The sequence below is a fragment of the Enterobacter sp. BIDMC 30 genome, assembly GCF_000534355.1.
GTDB lineage: Bacteria > Pseudomonadota > Gammaproteobacteria > Enterobacterales > Enterobacteriaceae > Enterobacter > Enterobacter ludwigii.
On record NZ_KI973169.1, the window covers coordinates 4737719 to 4758248 of the forward strand.

Genomic DNA, 20530 nt, shown 5'->3' on the forward strand with positions numbered 1-20530 from the left:
AGGGAGCATGGCAACGCGCATTGAATTCCAGAAACATGGTGGGCCAGAAGTGTTAAACGCGGTGGAGTTTACCCCCGCAGCGCCTGGTGAAAACGAAGTTCAGGTTGAAAACAAAGCCATCGGCATTAACTACATCGACACCTATATTCGCGGCGGTCTCTATCCGCCTCCCTCCATGCCAAGCGGACTGGGAACGGAAGCGGCAGGCGTCGTGCTCAAAGTGGGCAGCGCCGTTAAGCATATTAAAGAGGGCGATCGCGTGGTGTACGCGCAATCCGCGCTGGGTGCCTACAGTTCCGTGCACAACGTGCCGGCCGATAAAGCCGCCCTTCTGCCAAATGCCATCTCGTTTGAACAAGCGGCCGCCTCATTCCTGAAAGGGCTAACGGTCTATTATCTGCTGCGCAAAACCTATGAGATCAAACCTGACGAGCAGTTCCTGTTTCATGCCGCGGCGGGCGGCGTGGGGCTGATCGCCTGTCAGTGGGCCAAAGCGCTCGGTGCAAAACTTATCGGCACGGTGGGCAGTGCACAAAAAGCCCAGCGCGCGCTTCAGGCCGGCGCCTGGCAGGTGATTAACTACCGTGAAGAGAGCATTGCTGAGCGCCTCAAAGAGATAACCAACGGCAAAAAGGTGCGCGTGGTTTATGACTCGGTGGGTAAAGATACCTGGGAGGCGTCGCTGGATTGTCTGCAGCGTCGCGGTCTGATGGTGAGCTTCGGCAACGCCTCGGGCGCCGTGACCGGCATTAATCTTGGCATTCTCAACCAGAAAGGGTCGCTGTATGTGACTCGCCCTTCCCTGCAGGGGTATATCACTAACCGGGAAGAGCTGATCGAGGCCAGCAACGAGCTCTTTTCGCTGATCGCCAGCGGCGTGATTAAAGTGGATGTGGCGGAGGCGCAGAAATACGCGCTAACCGATGCCAGGCGTGCACATGAGGTGCTGGAGAGCAGAGCGACACAGGGTTCAAGTCTGTTAATTCCCTGACCCCTAAAAAGAAATTGGGCTTCCCGTGGGAAGCCCTTTCTTTTTTTAGTTCGGCTGTATGTAGGGTACAGCTCGATGAATTCTTTAGCGGCAGTCATAGTGACAGATTCGATAAGTAAATCCTATTCTGTTCTAAGCAATGCTGCCGGAAAAGTTGCAGGTATGTGACGAACACCTCAATACCTTAGTAACGAAAACGGTTATTGCGCTGATAAGTGGGCAGTTTTGGTGATTTAATCGCCCGTATCACCCACACCACGGCAATGGCCAGCAGCAGCCACGGCAGGAGCTTCAGCGTCAGGGCAAATAATCCCCCGATAAACATGACCACCGTCGCCACGACGATAGCCGCCAGAATCCCGAGCAGGGAAATCCCCGTCATCATCAGCATGACAAAAAAGCCAATCACAAAAAGTAGTTCTAACATGGTGCTCTCCCACGCGTTCCCGAATGATACCGCGATCATTACAAGAATCATGCCAACCATAACCCGCTGTTCTTAAAGCAAAACGCCCCGCACGGGTGTGCGAGGCGTGGTGAATTTGACGATCTTTTAGCGAAAATTATCGCTTATCAGCGACCAGACGTAGCGCGTGTTCCAGCACCTCGATGTCTGCACCGGCTTTATGCGCGTTCTCGCTAAGGTAGCGACGCCACTGGCGTGCTCCCGGGATCCCCTGGAACAGGCCCAGCATATGACGGGTGATATGACCAAGATACGTCCCGTTACTCAGCTCACGCTCAATGTAGGGATACATGGCGCGTACCACGGCCACCGGGTCGGTATCTGCGCCTTCAACGCCAAAGATTTCCCTGTCGACCGTCGCCAGAATGCCTGGATTTTGATACGCCTCTCGCCCGACCATTACGCCATCCATATGCTCCAGGTGTGTTTTGGCCTCTTCCAGCGACGTAATGCCGCCGTTGATCGACATCGTGAGCTGCGGGAAGTCACGTTTTAGCTGGTACACGCGCGGGTAGTCCAGCGGCGGGATTTCACGGTTCTCTTTCGGGCTAAGTCCGGAGAGCCAGGCTTTACGCGCATGGATGATAAACATCTCGCACTCGCCTTTCCCGGAGACCGTATTGATAAAATCGCAGAGAAATTCGTAGCTGTCCTGGTCGTCAATGCCGATACGGGTCTTGACCGTCACCGGAATGGAAACCACATCGCGCATCGCCTTGATGCAGTCTGCCACCAGGGATGCATTGCCCATCAGACACGCGCCGAACATGCCGTTCTGCACACGATCAGACGGACAGCCAACGTTAAGGTTAATCTCGTCATAGCCGCGCGCTTCTGCAAGCTTCGCACACTGCGCCAGCGCAGCGGGATCGCTACCGCCAAGCTGCAGCGCAACCGGATGCTCTTCTTCGCTGTAGGCCAGATAGTCGCCCTTTCCGTGAATAATTGCTCCGGTGGTCACCATTTCGGTGTACAGCAGCGTATGGCGGGAGAGCTGACGCAGGAAGTAGCGACAGTGTCTGTCCGTCCAGTCGAGCATCGGCGCAATGGAGAAACGGTGTGCAGGGAAAGCAGTCTGTAATTCTGACGACATGGCGAAGTTTTAAGCATCTGGTGAAAAGGGGGCGCTACTATAGCACAAAGAAAAGCCGGAGGCGCAGCGCCTCCGGTGCACTTTAGAAGGTCATGCTCAGCTGGGCGCCTGCGCCCCAGGTCTCGTCTTCCCCGTACAGGCCCATCAGGTCGACATGGACCGTGTTAAACGGTGCAAAACCGACACCGCCAGTAAAGACATTGCTGTCGTTACCTTTCATGTCAGCACGGAAACCCGCACGCACCGCCAGCCAGTTCAGCGGCGTCACTTCGGCGCCTACGCCAACATACTGAGAAGTGTCTTCGCTTTTGAAGCCTTTGGTTTCCGTCAGATCGCCATCGGCGGTTAACGTCACCAGATCGTTATGCCAGGCGGCACCCGCGGTAACCAGAGGGCGGATCTGGTAGGTGTCTTTATAGCTCACCACCTCACCCGTGCGCCCGTTGCGGATGCGAATGTCTTTGGTGTCGATATCGCGTGACATCAGGTTTTGCCCGCTCACGCCGACCGTCCAGTGTTCACCAAAATCGGCCGCGATACCGGCATCAACGTTAAAGCCGGTGTCGTCAGTACGGTAGCGGCTGTCGTTCCACTTGTTGCTGTCATAATCGTAAATGGAGGTGGTGTAGTTATAGACCCAGGTCTTTTGCAGTTTTGGAGTCACGCCAACAGACACCGGAACACCGCCAAGCTCGAACTGACGCGCCACCGCGATACCATAGTCGGAGACAATTGCCGCCCGGCCAGACGCCGTTGAGTTGAGGTTTTTCGTGATTTGATCGGTGCCGTTTAGCGCAGCGTCCAGTGCAACGCCGGCAGCCACCGCATCGCTGCGTTGAATACCGCGCAGGTAATCAATATCTTGCTGATCAATAGAAGAACTGACGCGTCCGTGGGCATAGCCTTTAGCCATAAAGGCCACGGAAAGGACATCGTTAGGAATACTGACGGCTATCCCCGCACCCGCCGTGGCGCGTGCCGTTTTGCCCTTAAGATAGTCCAGCTCATCGGCGAGATCTTTCGCCGCGCCCTGGAACTGGTTGATGGAACCTAACGGGTTGGTAATGATCTCAATCGGTGTAAGGTTATCAACCACGTCTTTGTAATGGTTGATTTTATCGTTGATGGTATCAATCTCATCCTGAAGATTGTCTTCATCGGTCACCTGCACGCCAGCGGACGGTAAAATGACCGTCACATCGTCGTCCGGTTTCGCCTTCGCCAGTAGCGCAGGGTTGATTAACGCCCCGCTGCCATAGTTTCCGGCCGCGACACCCGTGCCCCCCATGGCGTCGCTACGTGATTCTGTCCAGGTATTGGCTGCTCCCGCCTGATTTGCCATAAACAAGGAGACAGCGATGCTAACCACCGAAAATTTAAAATGTTTTTTCACAGTATGCTCGTCTTATAGTCTGTTATTAAATAACCCCTGTCTGTTATCTCCCAAACAGGAACGAACTATTGCTGTGAATAAGTGCAAAAAGACCCGCCATTTCCTTAAGTTAAATTCCCGCCAGGCCTGTAGTTATTTGTGACGGCCCTCAATATTTATAGAAGAGGAAATTATTTTTTCCCAGGTTTTCCATCGTGCGGTCCAAAAAACTGAGGAGGGTGGTCTACCCAGCGATCTTCGCGCGTGGCGGCGTACTCCGGATTAAGCGGGTAATAGATACGGTTATGCTTCTTGTTGGCCTCACCCACCACCAGGAGCCGTACCTCCTCGTCGGTGTTGTTGATGAAGGTATGACAGACCCCGGTTCCGGCGGGAAAGCCCACGCTGTCGCCAGGTTCAAGTTTCCATAAATATCCGTTAATCCAGGCTTCAGGGTAGCCTTCAAGCACGTAGATAAACTCTTCTTCGTCGCTTTCAGCATGTGGATAAGAGGTCCGTCGGCCTGGCGGTAAACGCTCATGGTGTATGCCAATGCGTCCAAGGCCGAGCTTACGCGCCAGCGGTGCGCCAATGGCAAAACGTTCACTACTGTCGGGATAGGTTGAGTCATCTGCGCCTTCTACGTCGCGCCAGTGTCGAATACAGTCAGGTCTTTTCATCGTTTATTCCCCGGATTGCGTTGCGTCAGGTATAGCACAGCCTGGCGGATCTCGGTGTTTTTAGCAGAACATGATAAAGTGGGGGTTTTCCAGCCTATAACATCCGGGGTGCTAAATGGATAAGTCCACAAAAGAGCTGTTAGCGCAGGCAGAAAAGCTGTGCGTGCAACGCAATGTGCGCCTGACTCCGCAGCGCCTTGAAGTATTACGTTTGATGAGCCTGCAGCAGGGCGCGATCAGCGCGTACGATCTGCTTGATCTGCTGCGCGAAAGCGAGCCACAGGCTAAACCGCCAACGGTGTACCGCGCGCTGGATTTCCTGCTGGAACAGGGCTTTGTGCATAAAGTTGAATCGACAAACAGCTATGTGCTGTGCCATCTGTTCGATCAGCCAACCCATACGTCGGCCATGTTTATCTGCGATCGCTGCGGCAGCGTGAAGGAAGAAGGTGCGGAAGGCGTTGAAGATATTATGCATACGCTGGCAGCCAAAATGGGCTTTGCGTTGCGTCATAACGTGATTGAAGCGCACGGCCTGTGCTCAGCCTGCGTAGAGGTAGAAGCCTGTCGTCACCAGGATGAGTGCCAGCACGACCATTCGGTACTGGTGAAGAAAAAGCCGCGTTAACGGCAAAAGAAAAGGCGGCCCGAAGCCGCCCTCAGGGGGAGTAAAGGATTACCAGCGATAATCGTTACGGGTTTCCCAGTCTTTCACTTCGTTTTCAGCACGATCTTTCTCGTAGCCGTAACGTTCCTGAATTTTACCCACCAGCTGATCGCGTTTACCTTCGATGATGGTCATATCATCATCCGTCAGCTTACCCCACTGTTCTTTCGCTTTACCTTTGAACTGCTTCCAGTTGCCGCCGATTTCGTCTTTATTCATAATCGTGTCCTCGTGTTAAGCGTCTGTAAGTTTCGTCCGCTTCGTTCTTTTCTGCTGGACGTGATTATTATTGTAGTTAAGGATCCGGCAGTTGTTTTTATATTCGGAATCTTTAACCGTCACGATATATCGTGGCGGGAAGGCAGCCAGGTGTTATTTCGCCAGTGACGATGCCAGATAAAGGCCAGCGACAGACCACGTAACGCGAGGAAAACCGCCAGAGCCAGCCACAAACCGTGGTTGCCCAGATACGGCAGCGTCAGCAACGTCAGACCAAATCCCGCCGCAGCGACCGCCATGCTATTGCGCATCTCCGCACCTCGCGTCGCGCCAATAAACATGCCGTCCAGCAGATAACACCACACGCCCACCACCGGTAAGATTGCCTGCCAGAAGAGATAGTGACTCGCCAGTTCGCGCAGCGATGGGAGGGAGGTGAGTAAAGCAACGATCTGTTCACCCAGACAGGCGTAAATGAGTGCAAACGCCAGCGCCACCAGGCCTGACTGACGACAGGCGGCCCGCCACACCTCGCGGAGCTGGCCGCTTTCGCGTGCGCCATACGCTTGCCCGGAATGGGCTTCAACGGCATAGGCAAAGCCATCCAGCGCATACGCGGTAAATGTCAGCAGCGTCATCAGGACCGCATTAACCGCGACGATCTCCGGCCCAAGTCGCGCCCCAAAGACCGTCAGCGCGCCAAAGCAGAGCTGAAGCAGTAACGAGCGCAGCATAATGTCGCGGTTGAGCGCCAGCAGCGTGCGGATATTATCGCGCCACGCGGTTTTGAGCATCGCAAGCGAGATACCGCGCAGGGCCAGCACGCGCCAGACCATCCACAGGCCGATGAAAAAGGTACCGTATTCTGCAATTGCCGTCGCCAGCGCGGCGCCCTGCACGTTCATATGCAGACCCATCACCAGCCAGACATCAAGCACGATGTTGAGAAGATTGCCTGCCACCAGCAGAATGACTGGCGCACGGGCATACTGCACGCCGAGTAACCAGCCAAGCAGAACCAGGTTCGCCAGTGATGCAGGCGCGCTGAGCCAGCGAATTTCAAGGAAGCGCCGCGCCTGCTCAAGTACCGCCTCGCTACCGCCAACGACATGCAGCGCCAGATCAATCAGTGGCGTGCGCAACACCACGATCAGCGCACCCGCGCCCAGGGCAAGGATCAAGGGTTGTACCAGCGCACGCGCCAGACGCAACGGATCTTTTGCGCCGTACGCCTGAGCCGTAAGCCCGGTGGTACTCATGCGCAAAAAGAGCAGCAGCATAAAAAGGAAGCTGGTTGCCGTCGCGCCGATCGCGACGCCGCCCAGATAAACGGGGGAATCCAGATGACCAATAACAGCCGTGTCTACCAGTCCCAGCAGAGGGACGGTGATATTGGAAAAAATCATTGGCAGTGCAAGACGCCACAATGCCTTATCTGATGTCGTCAGCAGTGACATGAAAAATACCGGCAGTGGAGATTGAATCAGGCTACGGCAGGTCCGTAGCCTGTTATGACATGATTACAGCCATTCACCGTTGCGGATAACCCCAACAGCCAGCCCTTCAATAGAGAAGTTATGTTCGCGGAGATCCACCACAATCGGGGAGAACTCGTTGTTTTCAGGCAGTAACTGGACGGTGTTACCCTGCTTTTTCAGACGCTTAACGGTAACTTCATCGTCAATACGCGCGACCACAACTTGCCCGTTGCGCACGTCCTGGGTTTTATGAACTGCGAGCAGATCGCCGTCCAGAATACCGATATCTTTCATCGACATGCCGCTGACGCGCAGCAGGAAATCTGCGCTCGGTTTAAACATGCCTGGGTCAACCTGGTAGTGACCTTCAATATGCTGTTGTGCCAGCAAAGGTTCACCTGCCGCGACACGGCCCACCAGCGGAATGCCTGTCTCTTCTTCCACCAGCAGACGGATGCCACGTGAAGCGCCCGATACAATCTCAATGACGCCTTTACGCGCCAGCGCTTTCAGGTGTTCTTCGGCAGCATTCGGAGAACGGAAACCCAGACGCTGAGCGATCTCCGCACGCGTGGGTGGCATACCCGTCTGGCCGATATGATCCCGGATGAGATCAAACACCTCTTGCTGCCTGGTCGTTAACGCTTTCATTCCGCCCCCTGGGTGTATATACAGTTATGCTGTGAGTATATACAGTCAAAGGCGATTTTGGAACCAAAAACTGCACAAAAAACCAGGGACTTAATTATTTCTCGAGGCTTATCGGAAATGTGACCAAAGCAGCGTGACCCAAGTGATGACCGCAGTGATAATCGCCAGCAATACGGCAGCAGACCCCATGTCTTTCGCCCGGCCGGAGAGCTCATGGAAATCAGAGCCGATACGGTCCACCACGGCCTCAATAGCGCTATTGAGAATTTCCACTATCATCACCAACAGCACGGAGCCGATCAACAAAACGCGGGTAATCGCATCAACATCAAGGAAACAGGCGATAATCACCGTGATGATAGCGGCGACGCCCTCCTGGCGAAACGCGGCTTCATTGACCCACGCGGCACGGAAACCTTTCCATGAATAGCCGGCGGCTTTGATGATTCGGGTTAACCCAGTGGTATTATTGGCCATTAAAAGAACCTTTTAATTAAAATAGCGTCAGTAACAGTAGGCGCAGCGTGTTTCGCTGCTGCCTGAAGTATGACGGGTAACAACAGAAATTTTGCGCGCTTTCTGTTATCCTTGCGCCGCAATTGCATTATTAACCAGAGGCTTTACATCGTTTATGTCCGGCTGGCCACGAATTTACTACAAATTACTTAATTTACCATTAAGCGTCCTGGTAAAAAGCAAGTCTATCCCAGCGGAACCCGCGCTGGAATTGGGGCTCGATACGTCACGCCCAATTATGTACGTTTTGCCTTATAACTCGAAGGCAGACCTACTGACGCTTCGCGCCCAGTGTCTGGCGCATGATTTACCTGACCCGCTTGAACCCCTCGAAGTCGACGGCACTCTGCTGCCGCGCTATGTGTTCATTCACGGCGGGCCGCGCGTGTTTACCTATTACACGCCAAAGGAAGAGTCCATCAAGCTTTTCCACGACTATCTCGACCTGCACCGCAGCAATCCGGGTCTGGATGTGCAGATGGTGCCGGTATCGGTGATGTTTGGTCGCCGCCCGGGCAGAGAGAAAGGTGAAGAGAACCCACCGCTGCGCATGCTTAACGGCATTCAGAAATTCTTCGCGGTCTCCTGGCTGGGACGTGACAGCTTCGTGCGTTTCTCCCCATCCGTTTCGCTGCGCCGTATGGCGGACGAGCACGGCACCGACAAGATTATCGCGCAAAAACTGGCGCGCGTGGCGCGTATGCACTTCGCCCGTCAGCGTCTGGCTGCCGTCGGCCCGCGTCTTCCTGCACGTCAGGACCTGTTCAACAAGCTGCTGGCCTCCAAAGCGATTGCCAGGGCCGTTGAAGACGAAGCGCGCAGCAAAAAGATTTCCCATGAGAAAGCACAGCAGAACGCTATTGCACTGATGGAAGAGATTGCAGCGAACTTCTCTTACGAGATGATTCGTCTTTCCGATCGTATTCTGGGCTTTACGTGGAACCGCCTCTATCAGGGCATCAACGTTCATAACGCCGAGCGCGTACGCCAGCTGGCCCATGATGGCCATGAGATTGTCTATGTCCCCTGCCACCGCAGCCACATGGACTATCTGCTCCTCTCCTATGTGCTCTATCACCAGGGTCTGGTACCGCCGCACATCGCTGCCGGCATTAACCTGAACTTCTGGCCAGCCGGCCCGATTTTCCGCCGCCTGGGGGCGTTCTTTATCCGTCGTACCTTTAAGGGCAACAAGCTCTACTCCACCGTATTCCGTGAATATCTTGGCGAGCTGTTCAGCCGCGGTTATTCCGTTGAATACTTCGTGGAAGGAGGTCGCTCCCGTACCGGTCGTCTGCTCGATCCTAAAACCGGCACGCTGTCGATGACCATTCAGGCGATGCTGCGCGGGGGAACCCGCCCGATCACTCTGGTACCCATCTACATTGGCTACGAGCACGTGATGGAAGTGGGCACCTACGCCAAAGAGCTGCGCGGTGCGACCAAAGAGAAAGAGAGCCTGCCGCAGATGCTGCGCGGCCTGAGCAAGTTACGCAACCTTGGCCAGGGCTACGTCAACTTTGGCGAGCCGATGCCGCTGATGACCTACCTGAACAACCATGTTCCGGAGTGGCGCGAGTCTATCGATCCTATCGAAGCGATTCGCCCGGCCTGGCTGACGCCTACGGTCAACAGCATCGCCTCTGAACTGATGGTGCGTATTAACAACGCCGGTGCGGCAAACGCCATGAACCTGTGCTGTACGGCGCTTCTGGCCTCTCGTCAGCGTTCACTGACCCGTGAACAGCTTACGGAGCAGCTGGATTGCTATCTGGACATGATGCGCAACGTGCCGTACTCGGTGGATTCGACCGTACCGGTAAGCACAGCAAGCGAGCTTATCGAGCATGCCCTGCAGATGAACAAGTTTGAAGTCGAAAAGGACACCATCGGCGACATCATCATTCTCCCGCGCGAGCAGGCGGTGCTGATGACTTACTATCGCAACAACATCGCGCATATGCTAATGCTGCCCTCGCTCATGGCGGCCATCATCACCCAGCATCGTCGCATCTCGCGTCAGGAGCTGTTGCGTCATGTTGAAACGCTCTATCCAATGCTGAAAGCGGAGCTGTTCCTGCGCTGGGACAAGGACGAACTGGCGACTGAGCTGGATAAACTGACCGAAGAGCTGCGTCGTCAGGGGCTGATTACCGTCACGAACGACGAGCTGCATATCAATCCGTCACGGTCCCGTACCCTGCAACTGCTGGCGGCGGGCGCGCGTGAAACGCTGCAGCGCTACGCCATCACCTTCTGGTTGCTGAGCGCGAATCCGTCCATTAACCGCGGTACGCTCGAGAAAGAGAGCCGGACGCTGGCACAGCGCCTGTCTGTTCTGCACGGGATTAACGCCCCGGAATTCTTCGACAAAGCGGTCTTCAGCTCTCTGGTGCTGACGCTGCGTGATGAAGGATTTATCAGTGATACGGGCGATGCCGAGCCGGAAGAGACGCTGAAGGTGTACCAGATGCTGGCCGAACTGATCACGTCTGATGTGCGTTTAACGATTGAAAGTGCGACGCAAGGCGAATGAAGCGTGCAGCGGTCTGATGACCTGCGATGAAAACAAAAACGGCAGCCTTCTGGCTGCCGTTTTTTTACGAAAAGTAGCTCATCGCCAGCCCTAAAAACAGCACCAGACCGACATAGTTGTTATTCATAAACGCCTTGAAACAGGCTTCACGCTCACGTTTCGCAATCAGCTTCTGCTGGTAGACAAACAGCATTCCCGCCACCAGCACGGCCCAGTAAAACGCCCAGTTGAGCCCGTTCAGGTAACCCATCGTCACCATTAACGCCAGCACCGCAACCTGCAGGATACCGATGATCAGCTTGTCATGACGTCCGAAGAGGATCGCCGTCGATTTAATGCCAATCTTCAGGTCATCGTCGCGGTCTACCATCGCGTATTGCGTGTCGTATGCCACGGCCCAGAGAATGTTCGCCAGGAACATCAGCCAGCAGCTTAACGGGACGGACTCACTCACCGCCGCAAACGCCATCGGGATCGACCAGCCAAACGCCGCGCCCAGCACCACCTGAGGCAGGTGGGTGTAGCGCTTCATGAACGGATAAACCCAGGCCAGAGCCAGGGCCGCAACTGAAAGCAGAATGGTCATGGTGTTCAGGGTTAACACCAGCAGGAAAGAGAGCAGCACCAGTACGATAAACAGCGTACGGGCCTCTTTCTCGGTCACTTGCCCGCTGGGCAACGGACGATGGGCCGTACGTTTTACGTGCCCGTCAAATTTACGATCCGCATAGTCATTGACCACGCAGCCCGCCGCACGCATCAGCCAGACGCCTGCAATGAACACCCCCAGGATCCACAGCGGCGGTACCCCTGGTGTTGCTACCCATAGCGCCCAAAGGGTCGGCCACAGCAACAGCAGCGCGCCGATGGGTTTATCTGTACGCATCAAGCGGTGATAAGCCAACAGCTTATTCTGCGTCAGGCTCCACTCCATTTTTTCTTCCTCTTAGTACAACGGCGATGCCGGTAAAAAAAGCTCCGTCAGTATTAACGGCTTACCGCTCAGGCGAAGGCGGGAACGACGCCCCCACAGTTCGGCATCGCGACCAATCTCAATAAAATCCCGGGTAAGCTCGGACGACGTGAAAAGATAGCGCCCCAGCGGCGTATTCCCCAGCCGTTGTAGCGCCAGCTCTGGCCCGGAAAGGGTGGACTCGGGAACGACCGTTCGTCCGGCAAGCCATGGCTCACCGTCTGCACAGAGTAAAATTTCGCGCAGCCAGTAGCGTTCTTCCTGCGGCAACAGGGGCAGCTCAGAGGCGATCTCAGCGCAAGAGACAAACCCTTCCTGAACCAGGGTCACCGTAACGGTTTTGCCCTGCTGCTCGAAACGTTTAGTCATGGAATCTTCCAGCAGCAGCCAGTCCAGTTGCTCCGGGTCAAGCGCAGGTATTTGGTCGAAATAGCGCAGCGCACGCAGTTGCGTTAGCGCGGGGTGTGACATGCCAGACTCTCCGATACATAACGTAATGGCATTGTATCGCAGAAAAGCGGATTGAGGGGGGCCAAACGTTATTTAACGATCACGATCGCAACAAGAGCGCAACAGCCCGTGTGACACCAAAAAAAGTGCGCCCACTCAGGCGCACTAAACTACTAACAAATCAGCACTGTGGGGAAACGGTTACCCCTTGCCTTTTACACTGCTGATAAAGGTGGAACGGGCAGTGGTTGAACCTAAACGTTCGGCTTCATCAAGCAGTTTCAGCGCTTTGTCGACATCGCCGCGCTTCACCGCCTGCTTAATGGCGTTATTGAAGTATTCTTCGGTGTCGTTCAGTACCGGCTCGGCTTTCTTCGCCGGAGCTGGGGCTGCGGTTGCAGCCGGAGCCGCCGCCGTAGCAACGGGTGCGGCATACACAGGCGCAGCAGTGTTCCCCACCGTGACCGGGCCTGTACCGGATGAACCAAACAGAGGGCCAACCAGTACGCTGGAAGCACTGTTTGTTGAGACTTTCAGCTTCAGCAACCCGTCGGTGACATGACGCGCTAACGGATCCGGGATATCCGGAACAGAGTTACCGGTTCCTTTGGCATAGGCTTTTGCCGGGTCGGTGAGCTTAGTGGTCTGCTGCAAATCTTTGTCCGTGGTGAAGACCAGGACATAAATCTTCTGCTGTCCCAGAGCAGGCGTCAGGCGCATTTTGCCTTCGAGGCGGTCAGCGCTCATGACGCCAGGTTCCTGGTAGCCAAAATAGTCGCTCGGGAAGAAGGCAGATGGCGTTAGGTTTTGATCCAGAATCAGGACGTTAGGCGCAAATACGCTGGTCTGCTTGCTTACTTCGCTGGTCAGCGTCAGGGTCAGCTCACCAATATTGGCCGGGACGCTGAAAGCGGCAACCGGACCGGCAATCCCCGGCACGTTAAGCTGTTGGCCTGCCGCAGAAAGTTGGGTCGACTGGGTTTTGGATTGGTCAACCGGCGTCCAGGTCAGTTGCTGGAGCGCCGCCGCCGGGATGGCAGGCGCAGCGCTGGTATTTTGTGGCACGAAATTGACATCTGCGAAGGTGATCGCCGGAACACAGGCCAGCAGCCCCGCAGAGAGGCACAGCGCGACGAGACTTTTCTTCATTTTCATTGTTATTACCTCTGATAGCGTGAGCACTGCGGTGGCCAGGCAATAGCGCGCAGCACCCTAAGGATAGAGGGGCTTGCGCCCCTCTTTTTAGGTCATTACGTCAGGTCTACCGCATTACCACCAGATTTCCATCTGGGCACCGAAGGTCCACTCGTCGGAGTCGCCACGGCTGAAGGTTTTCGCGGAAGTGTCGCTATACGCTACGCCGGAGGTGTAACCTGCGCCTGAGTCGTTGTTCGCATAGCCCCATTTCTCATCCCACTTCGCGTAGGTTGCGAAGACACGGATAGCCGGGCGAGACCAGATGCTGTCGCCTGCCTGCCATTGCTGTGCCAGGGTGATTTTGTATTGGCTGTTTTTCTCGTCAGTTTTCTGAGACTTAACGTTGTCGTAGCCCACTTCAAGCAGGGTGCTCATGATTGGCGTCCATTTGAACATTGGACGCACGCCGACAGTCCACCACTCTGTACCATTGTTGTTGTCACGATCGATATTCTGGTACATACCGACGTACATCAGGTCCCAACGGTCTGCCAGGGTGATTGCACCGTGGTCCAGCACACGCCACATGGAACCGTCGTTATCAATGCTACCGCCCTGCGGAATACCTTTGCCGTTAGAGGTCATGGAGTCCGTACCGTACTGCAGCACGAACTTGTTGAAGCCTTTCAACATGCTCTGGGTGTGTTCAGCGGTGAACAGCCAGCCATCTTTAGAGGCGCCAGGCTGCAGATAGTAATCGTCAGGAATGTTGGTGTGACCATAGTCAACACCCAGTTCCAGTGTACCACCCGGGTTGGTTTCCAGGCCGGCCAGACGGACGTCGAAGACATCGTTTGGTACTACGTTGTCATAAATACGGTCGCCGTTCGCATCACGATCGGCGAAGGTTGCAGAACCGCCGGACTCAGAAGAACGGGTCGCGGCCAGAGACAGTTTACCGAAGCCCAGATCGATGTTTTCGATACCCGCACCAGGACCAGAGATATCCCAGTAGTAGAAGTCGATCATGTGGACGTCATGACGCTGATAGAAACGCTTACCGGCCCAGATGGTGGAGCCTGGCAGCCATTCAATCAGGTTTTTACCCTGCACGTTTGCTTCACGGAAGGCCGGGCTGGTGGATTCCCAGTCATTCTGCTGAGAAACGGAATACGCAACGTTAGTGTCGAAATAGAAGCTCTTATCGCCCTCTTTCCACACTTCCTGACCCAGTTTCAGTTCGGCGTAGGTTTCACATTCGTTACCGAGACGGTATTTACTTTGTGCACCGGTTGCCTGGAAACATTGTTGTTCACCGCCACTCCCGGTCCAGCCAATGCCAGAACGAGCATAACCTTTAAAGTCCACGGCACCCGCGTGTGCAGACAAAATGCCTGCCGTCACGGCGATTGCCAGAGGAAGTTTGCGCAGAGTAATCATCATTCTATCTCCTGAGATCATTGCTTTTCTTTGTAATTGGAATGCTTAAACGCCTGGCTCTTTGTGCAACCGACGACATGCGGTGCCATCCTCACGGAACAGATGGCAACGCTCTGGCGGCAAACCGATAGCGAATGTGGCACCCTCTTCTACCAACACCACGTCATTCTGGCGGTAGACCAGGTTTTGACGGATGGCGGGGATCTGGATATGAATCTGTGTTTCGTGACCAAGTTGTTCGACGACCTGAACGTCACCTTCCAGCGTCACATCGGCGATGTGGCTCGGCAGTAAATGCTCAGGACGAATACCGAGGGACATATTGGCCCCCACCTGTACGTTGGCGCTGTCGACCGGCAGCCACACTTGCTGACGGTTTGGCAGCTCCACCTGTACCTGTTCAATGGCTGTCGCGGTCACTTTGACGGGCAGGAAGTTCATCTTTGGCGAGCCAATAAAGCCCGCAACAAAGCGGTCTGCCGGGTAGTGATAAAGCTCCAGCGGTTTACCCACCTGCGCCACGCGACCGGCGTCCAGCACCACAATTTTGTCGGCCAGCGTCATCGCTTCGACCTGATCGTGGGTGACGTAAATCATCGTGCGGCCAAGACGTTTGTGCAGACGGGAGATTTCGATACGCATCTGGACGCGCAGGGCGGCATCCAGGTTAGAAAGCGGTTCATCGAGCAGGAACACGCGCGGTTCGGCGACCAGCGTACGGCCAATTGCCACACGCTGACGCTGACCACCGGAAAGGGCTTTTGGTTTACGCTCAAGCAGGTGTGCCAGCTGTAACACTTCCGCCACCTGCGTGACGCGCTGGTTAATCACCTCTTTTTTCGCGCCCGCCAGCTTCAGACCGAAGGACATGTTCTCGGCTACGGAAAGGTGGGGATAGAGTGCATAAGACTGGAAAACCATGCCGACGCCACGTTCGGCAGGCGGAATGTCATTCATTCGGGTATCACCAATCAGCAAATCGCCGCTGGTGATGGTTTCAAGACCGGCAATCATACGCAGCAGAGTTGATTTACCGCAGCCAGATGGGCCGACAAATACCACGAATTCACCTTCGTGGATGTCCAGATTGATGTCTTTCGACACCACAACGTCACCCCAGGCTTTCGTTACATTACGCAGCTGTACGCTCGCCATGCCCTTCTCCCTTCGTTACAACCTGTCACCGACAGAAACATTCAAGATAAGTTCACTATGGGGTATCCATTACTTTCGTGAATCCTCCACCCCCCGGCTTTTTTATGGGGGAGGAGGCGGGAGGATGAGAGAGCAGGCTCTGCGACCGCCGCTGGAGGGCTGAGGCGAAATTCGTGAAGCCACCTGCAAAATTCACTATGTTTTTATGTGCGCCAGCACTCATAACTTAAATTTATGTAACGGAGATCACACAAACGGGGGGTGGGGCGTAGGGGTTGGGAGGATGGAAAGAGGATGTCAAATAAGGAGACTGAGTCACGTTGAACCACCTCAGTGTATCCACGAGCACATCACCAAAAAAGGATGGCAGATATGAAGATCAAGACTGGCGCACGCGTTTTCGCATTGTCCGCCCTTGCAGCAATGATGATTTCCGCACCGGCTCTCGCCAAAATTGAAGAAGGTAAGCTGGTTATCTGGATTAACGGCGATAAAGGCTATAACGGCCTGGCCGAAGTGGGCAAGAAATTCGAGAAAGACACCGGTATCAAAGTTACCATTGAACACCCGGACAAACTGGAAGAGAAATTCCCGCAGGTGGCTGCAACGGGTGACGGTCCGGACATCATCTTCTGGGCACATGACCGTTTCGGTGGCTACGCCCAGTCGGGTCTGCTGGCTGAAGTGACGCCGGACAAAGCTTTCCAGGACAAACTGTACCCGTTCACCTGGGATGCCGTTCGCTATAACGGCAAGATCATCGCTTACCCAATCGCGGTAGAAGCGCTGTCTCTGATTTACAACAAAGACCTGGTACCCAACCCACCGAAAACCTGGGAAGAGATCCCGAAACTGGATAAAGAGCTGAAGGCGAAAGGTAAGAGCGCGCTGATGTTCAACCTGCAGGAACCGTACTTCACCTGGCCGCTGATTGCTGCCGACGGCGGTTACGCGTTCAAATTTGAAAACGGCAAATATGACGTGAAAGACGTGGGCGTGGACAACGCTGGCGCGAAAGCAGGCCTGACCTTCCTGGTTGACCTCATCAAGAACAAACACATGAACGCGGATACCGACTACTCCATCGCAGAAGCGGCGTTCAACAAAGGCGAAACCGCGATGACCATCAACGGTCCGTGGGCCTGGACCAACATCGACAAGAGCAAAATCAACTACGGCGTAACCCTGCTGCCAACCTTTAAAGGCAAGCCGTCTAAACCGTTCGTTGGCGTGCTGAGCGCAGGTATTAACGCTGCCAGCCCGAACAAAGAGCTGGCGAAAGAGTTCCTGGAAAACTACCTGCTGACCGATCAGGGTCTGGATGAAGTGAACAAGGACAAACCGCTGGGCGCGGTTGCGCTGAAATCCTTCCAGGATCAGCTGGCGAAAGACCCACGTATCGCGGCAACCATGGATAACGCCCAGAAAGGCGAAATCATGCCGAACATCCCACAAATGGCAGCGTTCTGGTACGCAACCCGTACCGCCGTCATCAACGCAGCAAGCGGTCGTCAGACGGTTGATGCTGCGCTGAAAGATGCTCAGGGTCGTATCACGAAGTAAGGCTTTTATCCCCTCTCTCCCCTGCGGAGAGAGGGAGAACAAAATGTGTTGTAGAGGAAGAACCCCATGGATGTCATTAAAAAGAAACACTGGTGGCAAAGCTCTGCCCTGAAGTGGTCTGTAATGGGTCTGCTGTGTCTGCTGGTGGGTTACCTTGTTGTTTTAATGTACGTACAAGGGGAATATCTGTTCGCCATCATGACGCTGATTTTAAGCTCTGCTGGCCTGTATATTTTCGCCAACCGTAAAGCCTATGCCTGGCGATATGTTTACCCGGGCGTGGCCGGGATGGGTCTGTTTGTCCTGTTCCCGCTGATTTGTACCATTGCTATCGCGTTCACCAACTACAGCAGCACCAACCAGCTTGCGCAGGAACGCGCCCAACAGGTGCTGATGGACCGCTCTTATCAGGCGGGCAAAACCTTTAACTTCGGCCTGTATCCTGCGGGCAGCGAGTGGAAGTTAGCACTCACTGACGAAGAAACCGGCAAAAATTATGTCTCTGACGCTTTCAAATTTGGCGGCGAGCAGAAGCTGGCCTTAAAAGAGGCTGCGGCCCTGCCGGAAGGCGAACGCGCTAACCTGCGCATCATTACGCAGAACCGTCAGGCACTGACGCAGCTTACCGCCCAACTGCCGGACGAAAGCAAAGTGACCATGAGTTCACTGCGCCAGTTCTCCGGGACACAACCGCTCTATACGCTGGCGGACGACGGCACGCTGACAAACAACCAGAGCGGCGTGAAGTACCGTCCAAACAACGACATTGGTTTTTACCAGTCCATTACGGCTGATGGCAAATGGGGTGATGACAAGCTCAGCCCGGGCTACACCGTGACGATAGGCTGGGACAACTTCACCCGCGTCTTCACCGATGAAGGGATCCAGAAACCGTTCTTCGCCATCTTTGTCTGGACCGTGGTGTTCTCCATACTGACGGTGATCCTGACCGTTGCCGTGGGCATGGTGCTGGCGTGTCTGGTGCAGTGGGAATCTCTGAAAGGGAAAGCCATTTACCGCGTGCTGCTTATTCTGCCGTATGCCGTCCCGTCGTTTATCTCGATTCTGATTTTCAAAGGGCTGTTTAACCAGAGCTTCGGTGAAATCAACATGATGCTGAGCGCGCTGTTCGGCATCAAACCGGCCTGGTTCAGCGACCCCATCACCGCCCGCTCGATGATTATCATCGTGAACACCTGGCTCGGTTATCCGTACATGATGATCCTGTGCATGGGCCTGCTGAAGGCGATTCCGGACGATTTGTACGAAGCCTCGGCAATGGATGGCGCGGGTCCGTTCCAGAATTTCTTTAAGATTACGCTGCCGCTGCTCATTAAGCCGCTGACGCCGCTGATGATTGCCAGCTTTGCCTTCAACTTTAACAACTTCGTGCTGATTCAGCTGTTGACCAACGGTGGGCCTGACCGTCTTGGCACCACCACGCCGGCAGGCTATACCGACCTGCTCGTCAGCTACACCTACCGTATCGCCTTCGAAGGCGGCGGCGGTCAGGACTTCGGTCTGGCGGCAGCGATTGCCACCCTGATCTTCCTGCTGGTTGGCGCTCTGGCGATTGTGAACCTGAAAGCAACACGCATGAAATTCGACTAAGGAGGGCACAGAATATGTCTATGGTCCAACCCAAATCTCAGAAACTGCGCCTCTTCGCGACGCATTTAGGGCTGCTGATTTTTATCGCGGCAATCATGTTCCCGCTGCTGATGGTCATCGCCATCTCCCTGCGTGCCGGTAACTTCGCGACCGGGAGCCTGATCCCGGATGAAATCTCCTGGGAGCACTGGAAGTTAGCGCTGGGCTTCAGCGTTGAACACGCGGATGGCCGCGTCACGCCACCGCCGTTCCCGGTGCTGTTATGGCTGTGGAACTCGGTGAAAATTGCCGGGATTACCGCGATTGGAATTGTCGCACTCTCCACGACCTGTGCTTACGCCTTTGCCCGTATGCGTTTCCCGGGTAAGGCCACGCTGCTGAAAGGGATGCTGATTTTCCAGATGTTCCCGGCGGTACTGTCACTGGTGGCGTTGTATGCCTTGTTTGACCGACTGGGCCAGTATGTGCCGTTTATCGGCCTGAACACCCACGGTGGCGTCATCTTCGCCTATCTTGGCGGTATCGCGCTGCATGTGTGGACCATCAAAGGGTATTTCGAAACCATCGACGGCTCGCTGGAAGAAGCGGCGGCGCTGGATGGCGCGACCCCGTGGCAGGCATTCCGTCTGGTGCTTCTGCCGCTGTCGGTGCCGATCCTGGCGGTGGTCTTTATCCTGTCGTTTATCGCAGCCATCACCGAAGTGCCGGTCGCTTCCCTGTTACTGCGTGATGTCAACAGCTATACGCTGGCCGTCGGTATGCAGCAATACCTCAATCCGCAGAACTATTTGTGGGGCGACTTTGCTGCGGCGGCTGTACTCTCCGCCATCCCTATCACTGTCGTGTTCCTGCTGGCGCAGCGCTGGCTGGTGAATGGCCTGACGGCGGGCGGTGTGAAAGGTTAAGTTTCATTTGTTATGCCACTGCAACCCTCAACTTTAGACGTATTGTATTGACCCAACTTGTGACTGTTGTTAGGCGGCCTCCGGGCCGCCATTTTTTTATTCCCGTTTCAGCCGTTTCGAATTGCACAGCCAGAGCGTGATCACCAGCAGCAGGATCGCCGCCGAATAGATCAGTACGTCGAGCGGGGAGGTATGATCCACGATGATCAGCCGCACAATCGCGGTGATCCCGATGTAAACAAAATAGCGTAGCGGGAAGTGAAAGCCCGACTGGAAATACTTCACAATCAGCGCGATAAATTCAAAGTAGAGAAAGTAGACCACCAGGCCTTCCACCAGCTCATATTTGCTGGTTTGTTCAGGGGCGAACAGCACATCCGCCAGATGCACCGTCTCTTTTCCCAAAAAGACGACCAGTATCAGGCCAAGGCTCAGCAGACCGAGGTTCAGCACGGTCTGGAGGATTGTTGAGATAAACTCAACGCGCGGGCGAGTCAGGGATGTCATAGAGCACCTCATTCTCCAGGGCGAGGTTCCTGTATAACGCAAAAATGTGACGGTGATCTATATTTTTTGTTTATATTATGTTCAGCGCTGTGGCATGTTGCACTGTGACACACTTATTTC

General features: G+C 54.9%; 20 protein-coding genes. 6 read left to right on the forward strand and 14 right to left on the reverse strand.

Going from position 1 to position 20530, the window contains the following annotated elements; genetic code table 11:
- Window positions 1-7 precede the first annotated feature (7 nt).
- The gene (locus L466_RS00205; protein ID WP_014168211.1) at window positions 8-991 is read left to right on the forward strand and encodes a quinone oxidoreductase; all 984 of its coding nucleotides are present in this window, start codon (window positions 8-10) and stop codon (window positions 989-991) included.
- Window positions 992-1175: 184 nt separating this feature from the next.
- Here the strand turns inward: L466_RS00205 and pspG are convergent, their stop codons facing one another.
- The 4 genes from pspG to L466_RS00185 all read right to left on the reverse strand — a co-directional run bounded on the left by pspG (window position 1176) and on the right by L466_RS00185 (window position 4602).
- Window positions 1176-1418: an envelope stress response protein PspG gene (gene pspG / locus L466_RS00200; protein ID WP_020882842.1), complete on the reverse strand. Its 243-nt coding sequence runs from the start codon at window positions 1416-1418 to the stop codon at window positions 1176-1178.
- 136 nt (window positions 1419-1554) lie between these two features.
- On the reverse strand, window positions 1555-2550 hold the full coding sequence (dusA, locus tag L466_RS00195; protein WP_032681921.1) for a tRNA dihydrouridine(20/20a) synthase DusA: 996 nt from the start codon (window positions 2548-2550) through the stop codon (window positions 1555-1557).
- An 82-nt stretch (window positions 2551-2632) separates the two neighbouring features.
- The gene (gene traF / locus L466_RS00190; protein ID WP_153853120.1) at window positions 2633-3892 is read right to left on the reverse strand and encodes a conjugal transfer protein TraF; all 1260 of its coding nucleotides are present in this window, start codon (window positions 3890-3892) and stop codon (window positions 2633-2635) included.
- Window positions 3893-4113: 221 nt separating this feature from the next.
- Complete coding sequence (locus tag L466_RS00185; RefSeq protein WP_025206396.1) at window positions 4114-4602, reverse strand: cupin domain-containing protein; 489 nt, start codon at window positions 4600-4602, stop codon at window positions 4114-4116.
- A 115-nt stretch (window positions 4603-4717) separates the two neighbouring features.
- Between L466_RS00185 and zur the strand changes: the two genes are divergently transcribed.
- Window positions 4718-5230 carry a zinc uptake transcriptional repressor Zur gene (gene zur / locus L466_RS00180; protein ID WP_014168206.1) on the forward strand — a complete coding sequence of 171 codons (513 nt, stop codon included), beginning with the start codon at window positions 4718-4720 and terminating at the stop codon, window positions 5228-5230.
- A 48-nt stretch (window positions 5231-5278) separates the two neighbouring features.
- Here zur and L466_RS00175 read toward each other — a convergent pair whose 3' ends face one another.
- The 4 genes from L466_RS00175 to L466_RS00160 form a co-directional block, all read right to left on the reverse strand.
- Complete coding sequence (locus L466_RS00175; protein ID WP_014168205.1) at window positions 5279-5488, reverse strand: CsbD family protein; 210 nt, start codon at window positions 5486-5488, stop codon at window positions 5279-5281.
- Between the two features lie 119 nt (window positions 5489-5607).
- A complete protein-coding gene (dinF, locus tag L466_RS00170; protein WP_032681922.1) occupies window positions 5608-6945 on the reverse strand; it encodes an MATE family efflux transporter DinF in 1338 nt (445 codons plus the stop codon).
- Window positions 6946-7008: 63 nt separating this feature from the next.
- Entirely contained in the window at window positions 7009-7617 is a 609-nt protein-coding gene (lexA, locus tag L466_RS00165) for a transcriptional repressor LexA (RefSeq protein WP_014168203.1), read from the reverse strand.
- Window positions 7618-7725: 108 nt separating this feature from the next.
- On the reverse strand, window positions 7726-8094 hold the full coding sequence (locus L466_RS00160; RefSeq protein ID WP_032681923.1) for a diacylglycerol kinase: 369 nt from the start codon (window positions 8092-8094) through the stop codon (window positions 7726-7728).
- A 154-nt stretch (window positions 8095-8248) separates the two neighbouring features.
- Between L466_RS00160 and plsB the strand changes: the two genes are divergently transcribed.
- Window positions 8249-10669: a glycerol-3-phosphate 1-O-acyltransferase PlsB gene (gene plsB, locus L466_RS00155; RefSeq protein WP_020882845.1), complete on the forward strand. Its 2421-nt coding sequence runs from the start codon at window positions 8249-8251 to the stop codon at window positions 10667-10669.
- Window positions 10670-10733: 64 nt separating this feature from the next.
- Here plsB and ubiA read toward each other — a convergent pair whose 3' ends face one another.
- From ubiA to malK, 5 genes are all read right to left on the reverse strand, one after another.
- The gene (gene ubiA / locus L466_RS00150; protein WP_025206398.1) at window positions 10734-11603 is read right to left on the reverse strand and encodes a 4-hydroxybenzoate octaprenyltransferase; all 870 of its coding nucleotides are present in this window, start codon (window positions 11601-11603) and stop codon (window positions 10734-10736) included.
- A gap of 12 nt (window positions 11604-11615) precedes the next feature.
- Window positions 11616-12113 (reverse strand): chorismate lyase, encoded by a 498-nt coding sequence (gene ubiC, locus L466_RS00145; RefSeq protein WP_014168199.1) that lies wholly within the window; start codon window positions 12111-12113, stop codon window positions 11616-11618.
- 180 nt (window positions 12114-12293) lie between these two features.
- Window positions 12294-13247, reverse strand: coding sequence for a maltose operon protein MalM (gene malM, locus L466_RS00140; protein WP_032681924.1), 954 nt, complete (start codon window positions 13245-13247; stop codon window positions 12294-12296).
- 114 nt (window positions 13248-13361) lie between these two features.
- Window positions 13362-14672: a maltoporin gene (locus L466_RS00135; RefSeq protein WP_020882848.1), complete on the reverse strand. Its 1311-nt coding sequence runs from the start codon at window positions 14670-14672 to the stop codon at window positions 13362-13364.
- A gap of 42 nt (window positions 14673-14714) precedes the next feature.
- Window positions 14715-15824, reverse strand: coding sequence for a maltose/maltodextrin ABC transporter ATP-binding protein MalK (malK, locus tag L466_RS00130; RefSeq protein WP_014168196.1), 1110 nt, complete (start codon window positions 15822-15824; stop codon window positions 14715-14717).
- A 372-nt stretch (window positions 15825-16196) separates the two neighbouring features.
- Between malK and malE the strand changes: the two genes are divergently transcribed.
- The 3 genes from malE (at window position 16197) to malG (ending at window position 19903) form a co-directional block, all read left to right on the forward strand.
- Entirely contained in the window at window positions 16197-17387 is a 1191-nt protein-coding gene (malE, locus tag L466_RS00125) for a maltose/maltodextrin ABC transporter substrate-binding protein MalE (RefSeq protein ID WP_020882849.1), read from the forward strand.
- Window positions 17388-17453: 66 nt separating this feature from the next.
- On the forward strand, window positions 17454-18998 hold the full coding sequence (gene malF, locus L466_RS00120) for a maltose ABC transporter permease MalF (RefSeq protein ID WP_020882850.1): 1545 nt from the start codon (window positions 17454-17456) through the stop codon (window positions 18996-18998).
- 14 nt (window positions 18999-19012) lie between these two features.
- Window positions 19013-19903, forward strand: coding sequence for a maltose ABC transporter permease MalG (gene malG, locus L466_RS00115; protein ID WP_014168193.1), 891 nt, complete (start codon window positions 19013-19015; stop codon window positions 19901-19903).
- 96 nt (window positions 19904-19999) lie between these two features.
- On the opposite strand, the gene psiE is transcribed toward malG, so the two are convergent.
- Entirely contained in the window at window positions 20000-20410 is a 411-nt protein-coding gene (gene psiE / locus L466_RS00110; RefSeq protein ID WP_020882851.1) for a phosphate-starvation-inducible protein PsiE, read from the reverse strand.
- Window positions 20411-20530 lie beyond the last annotated feature (120 nt).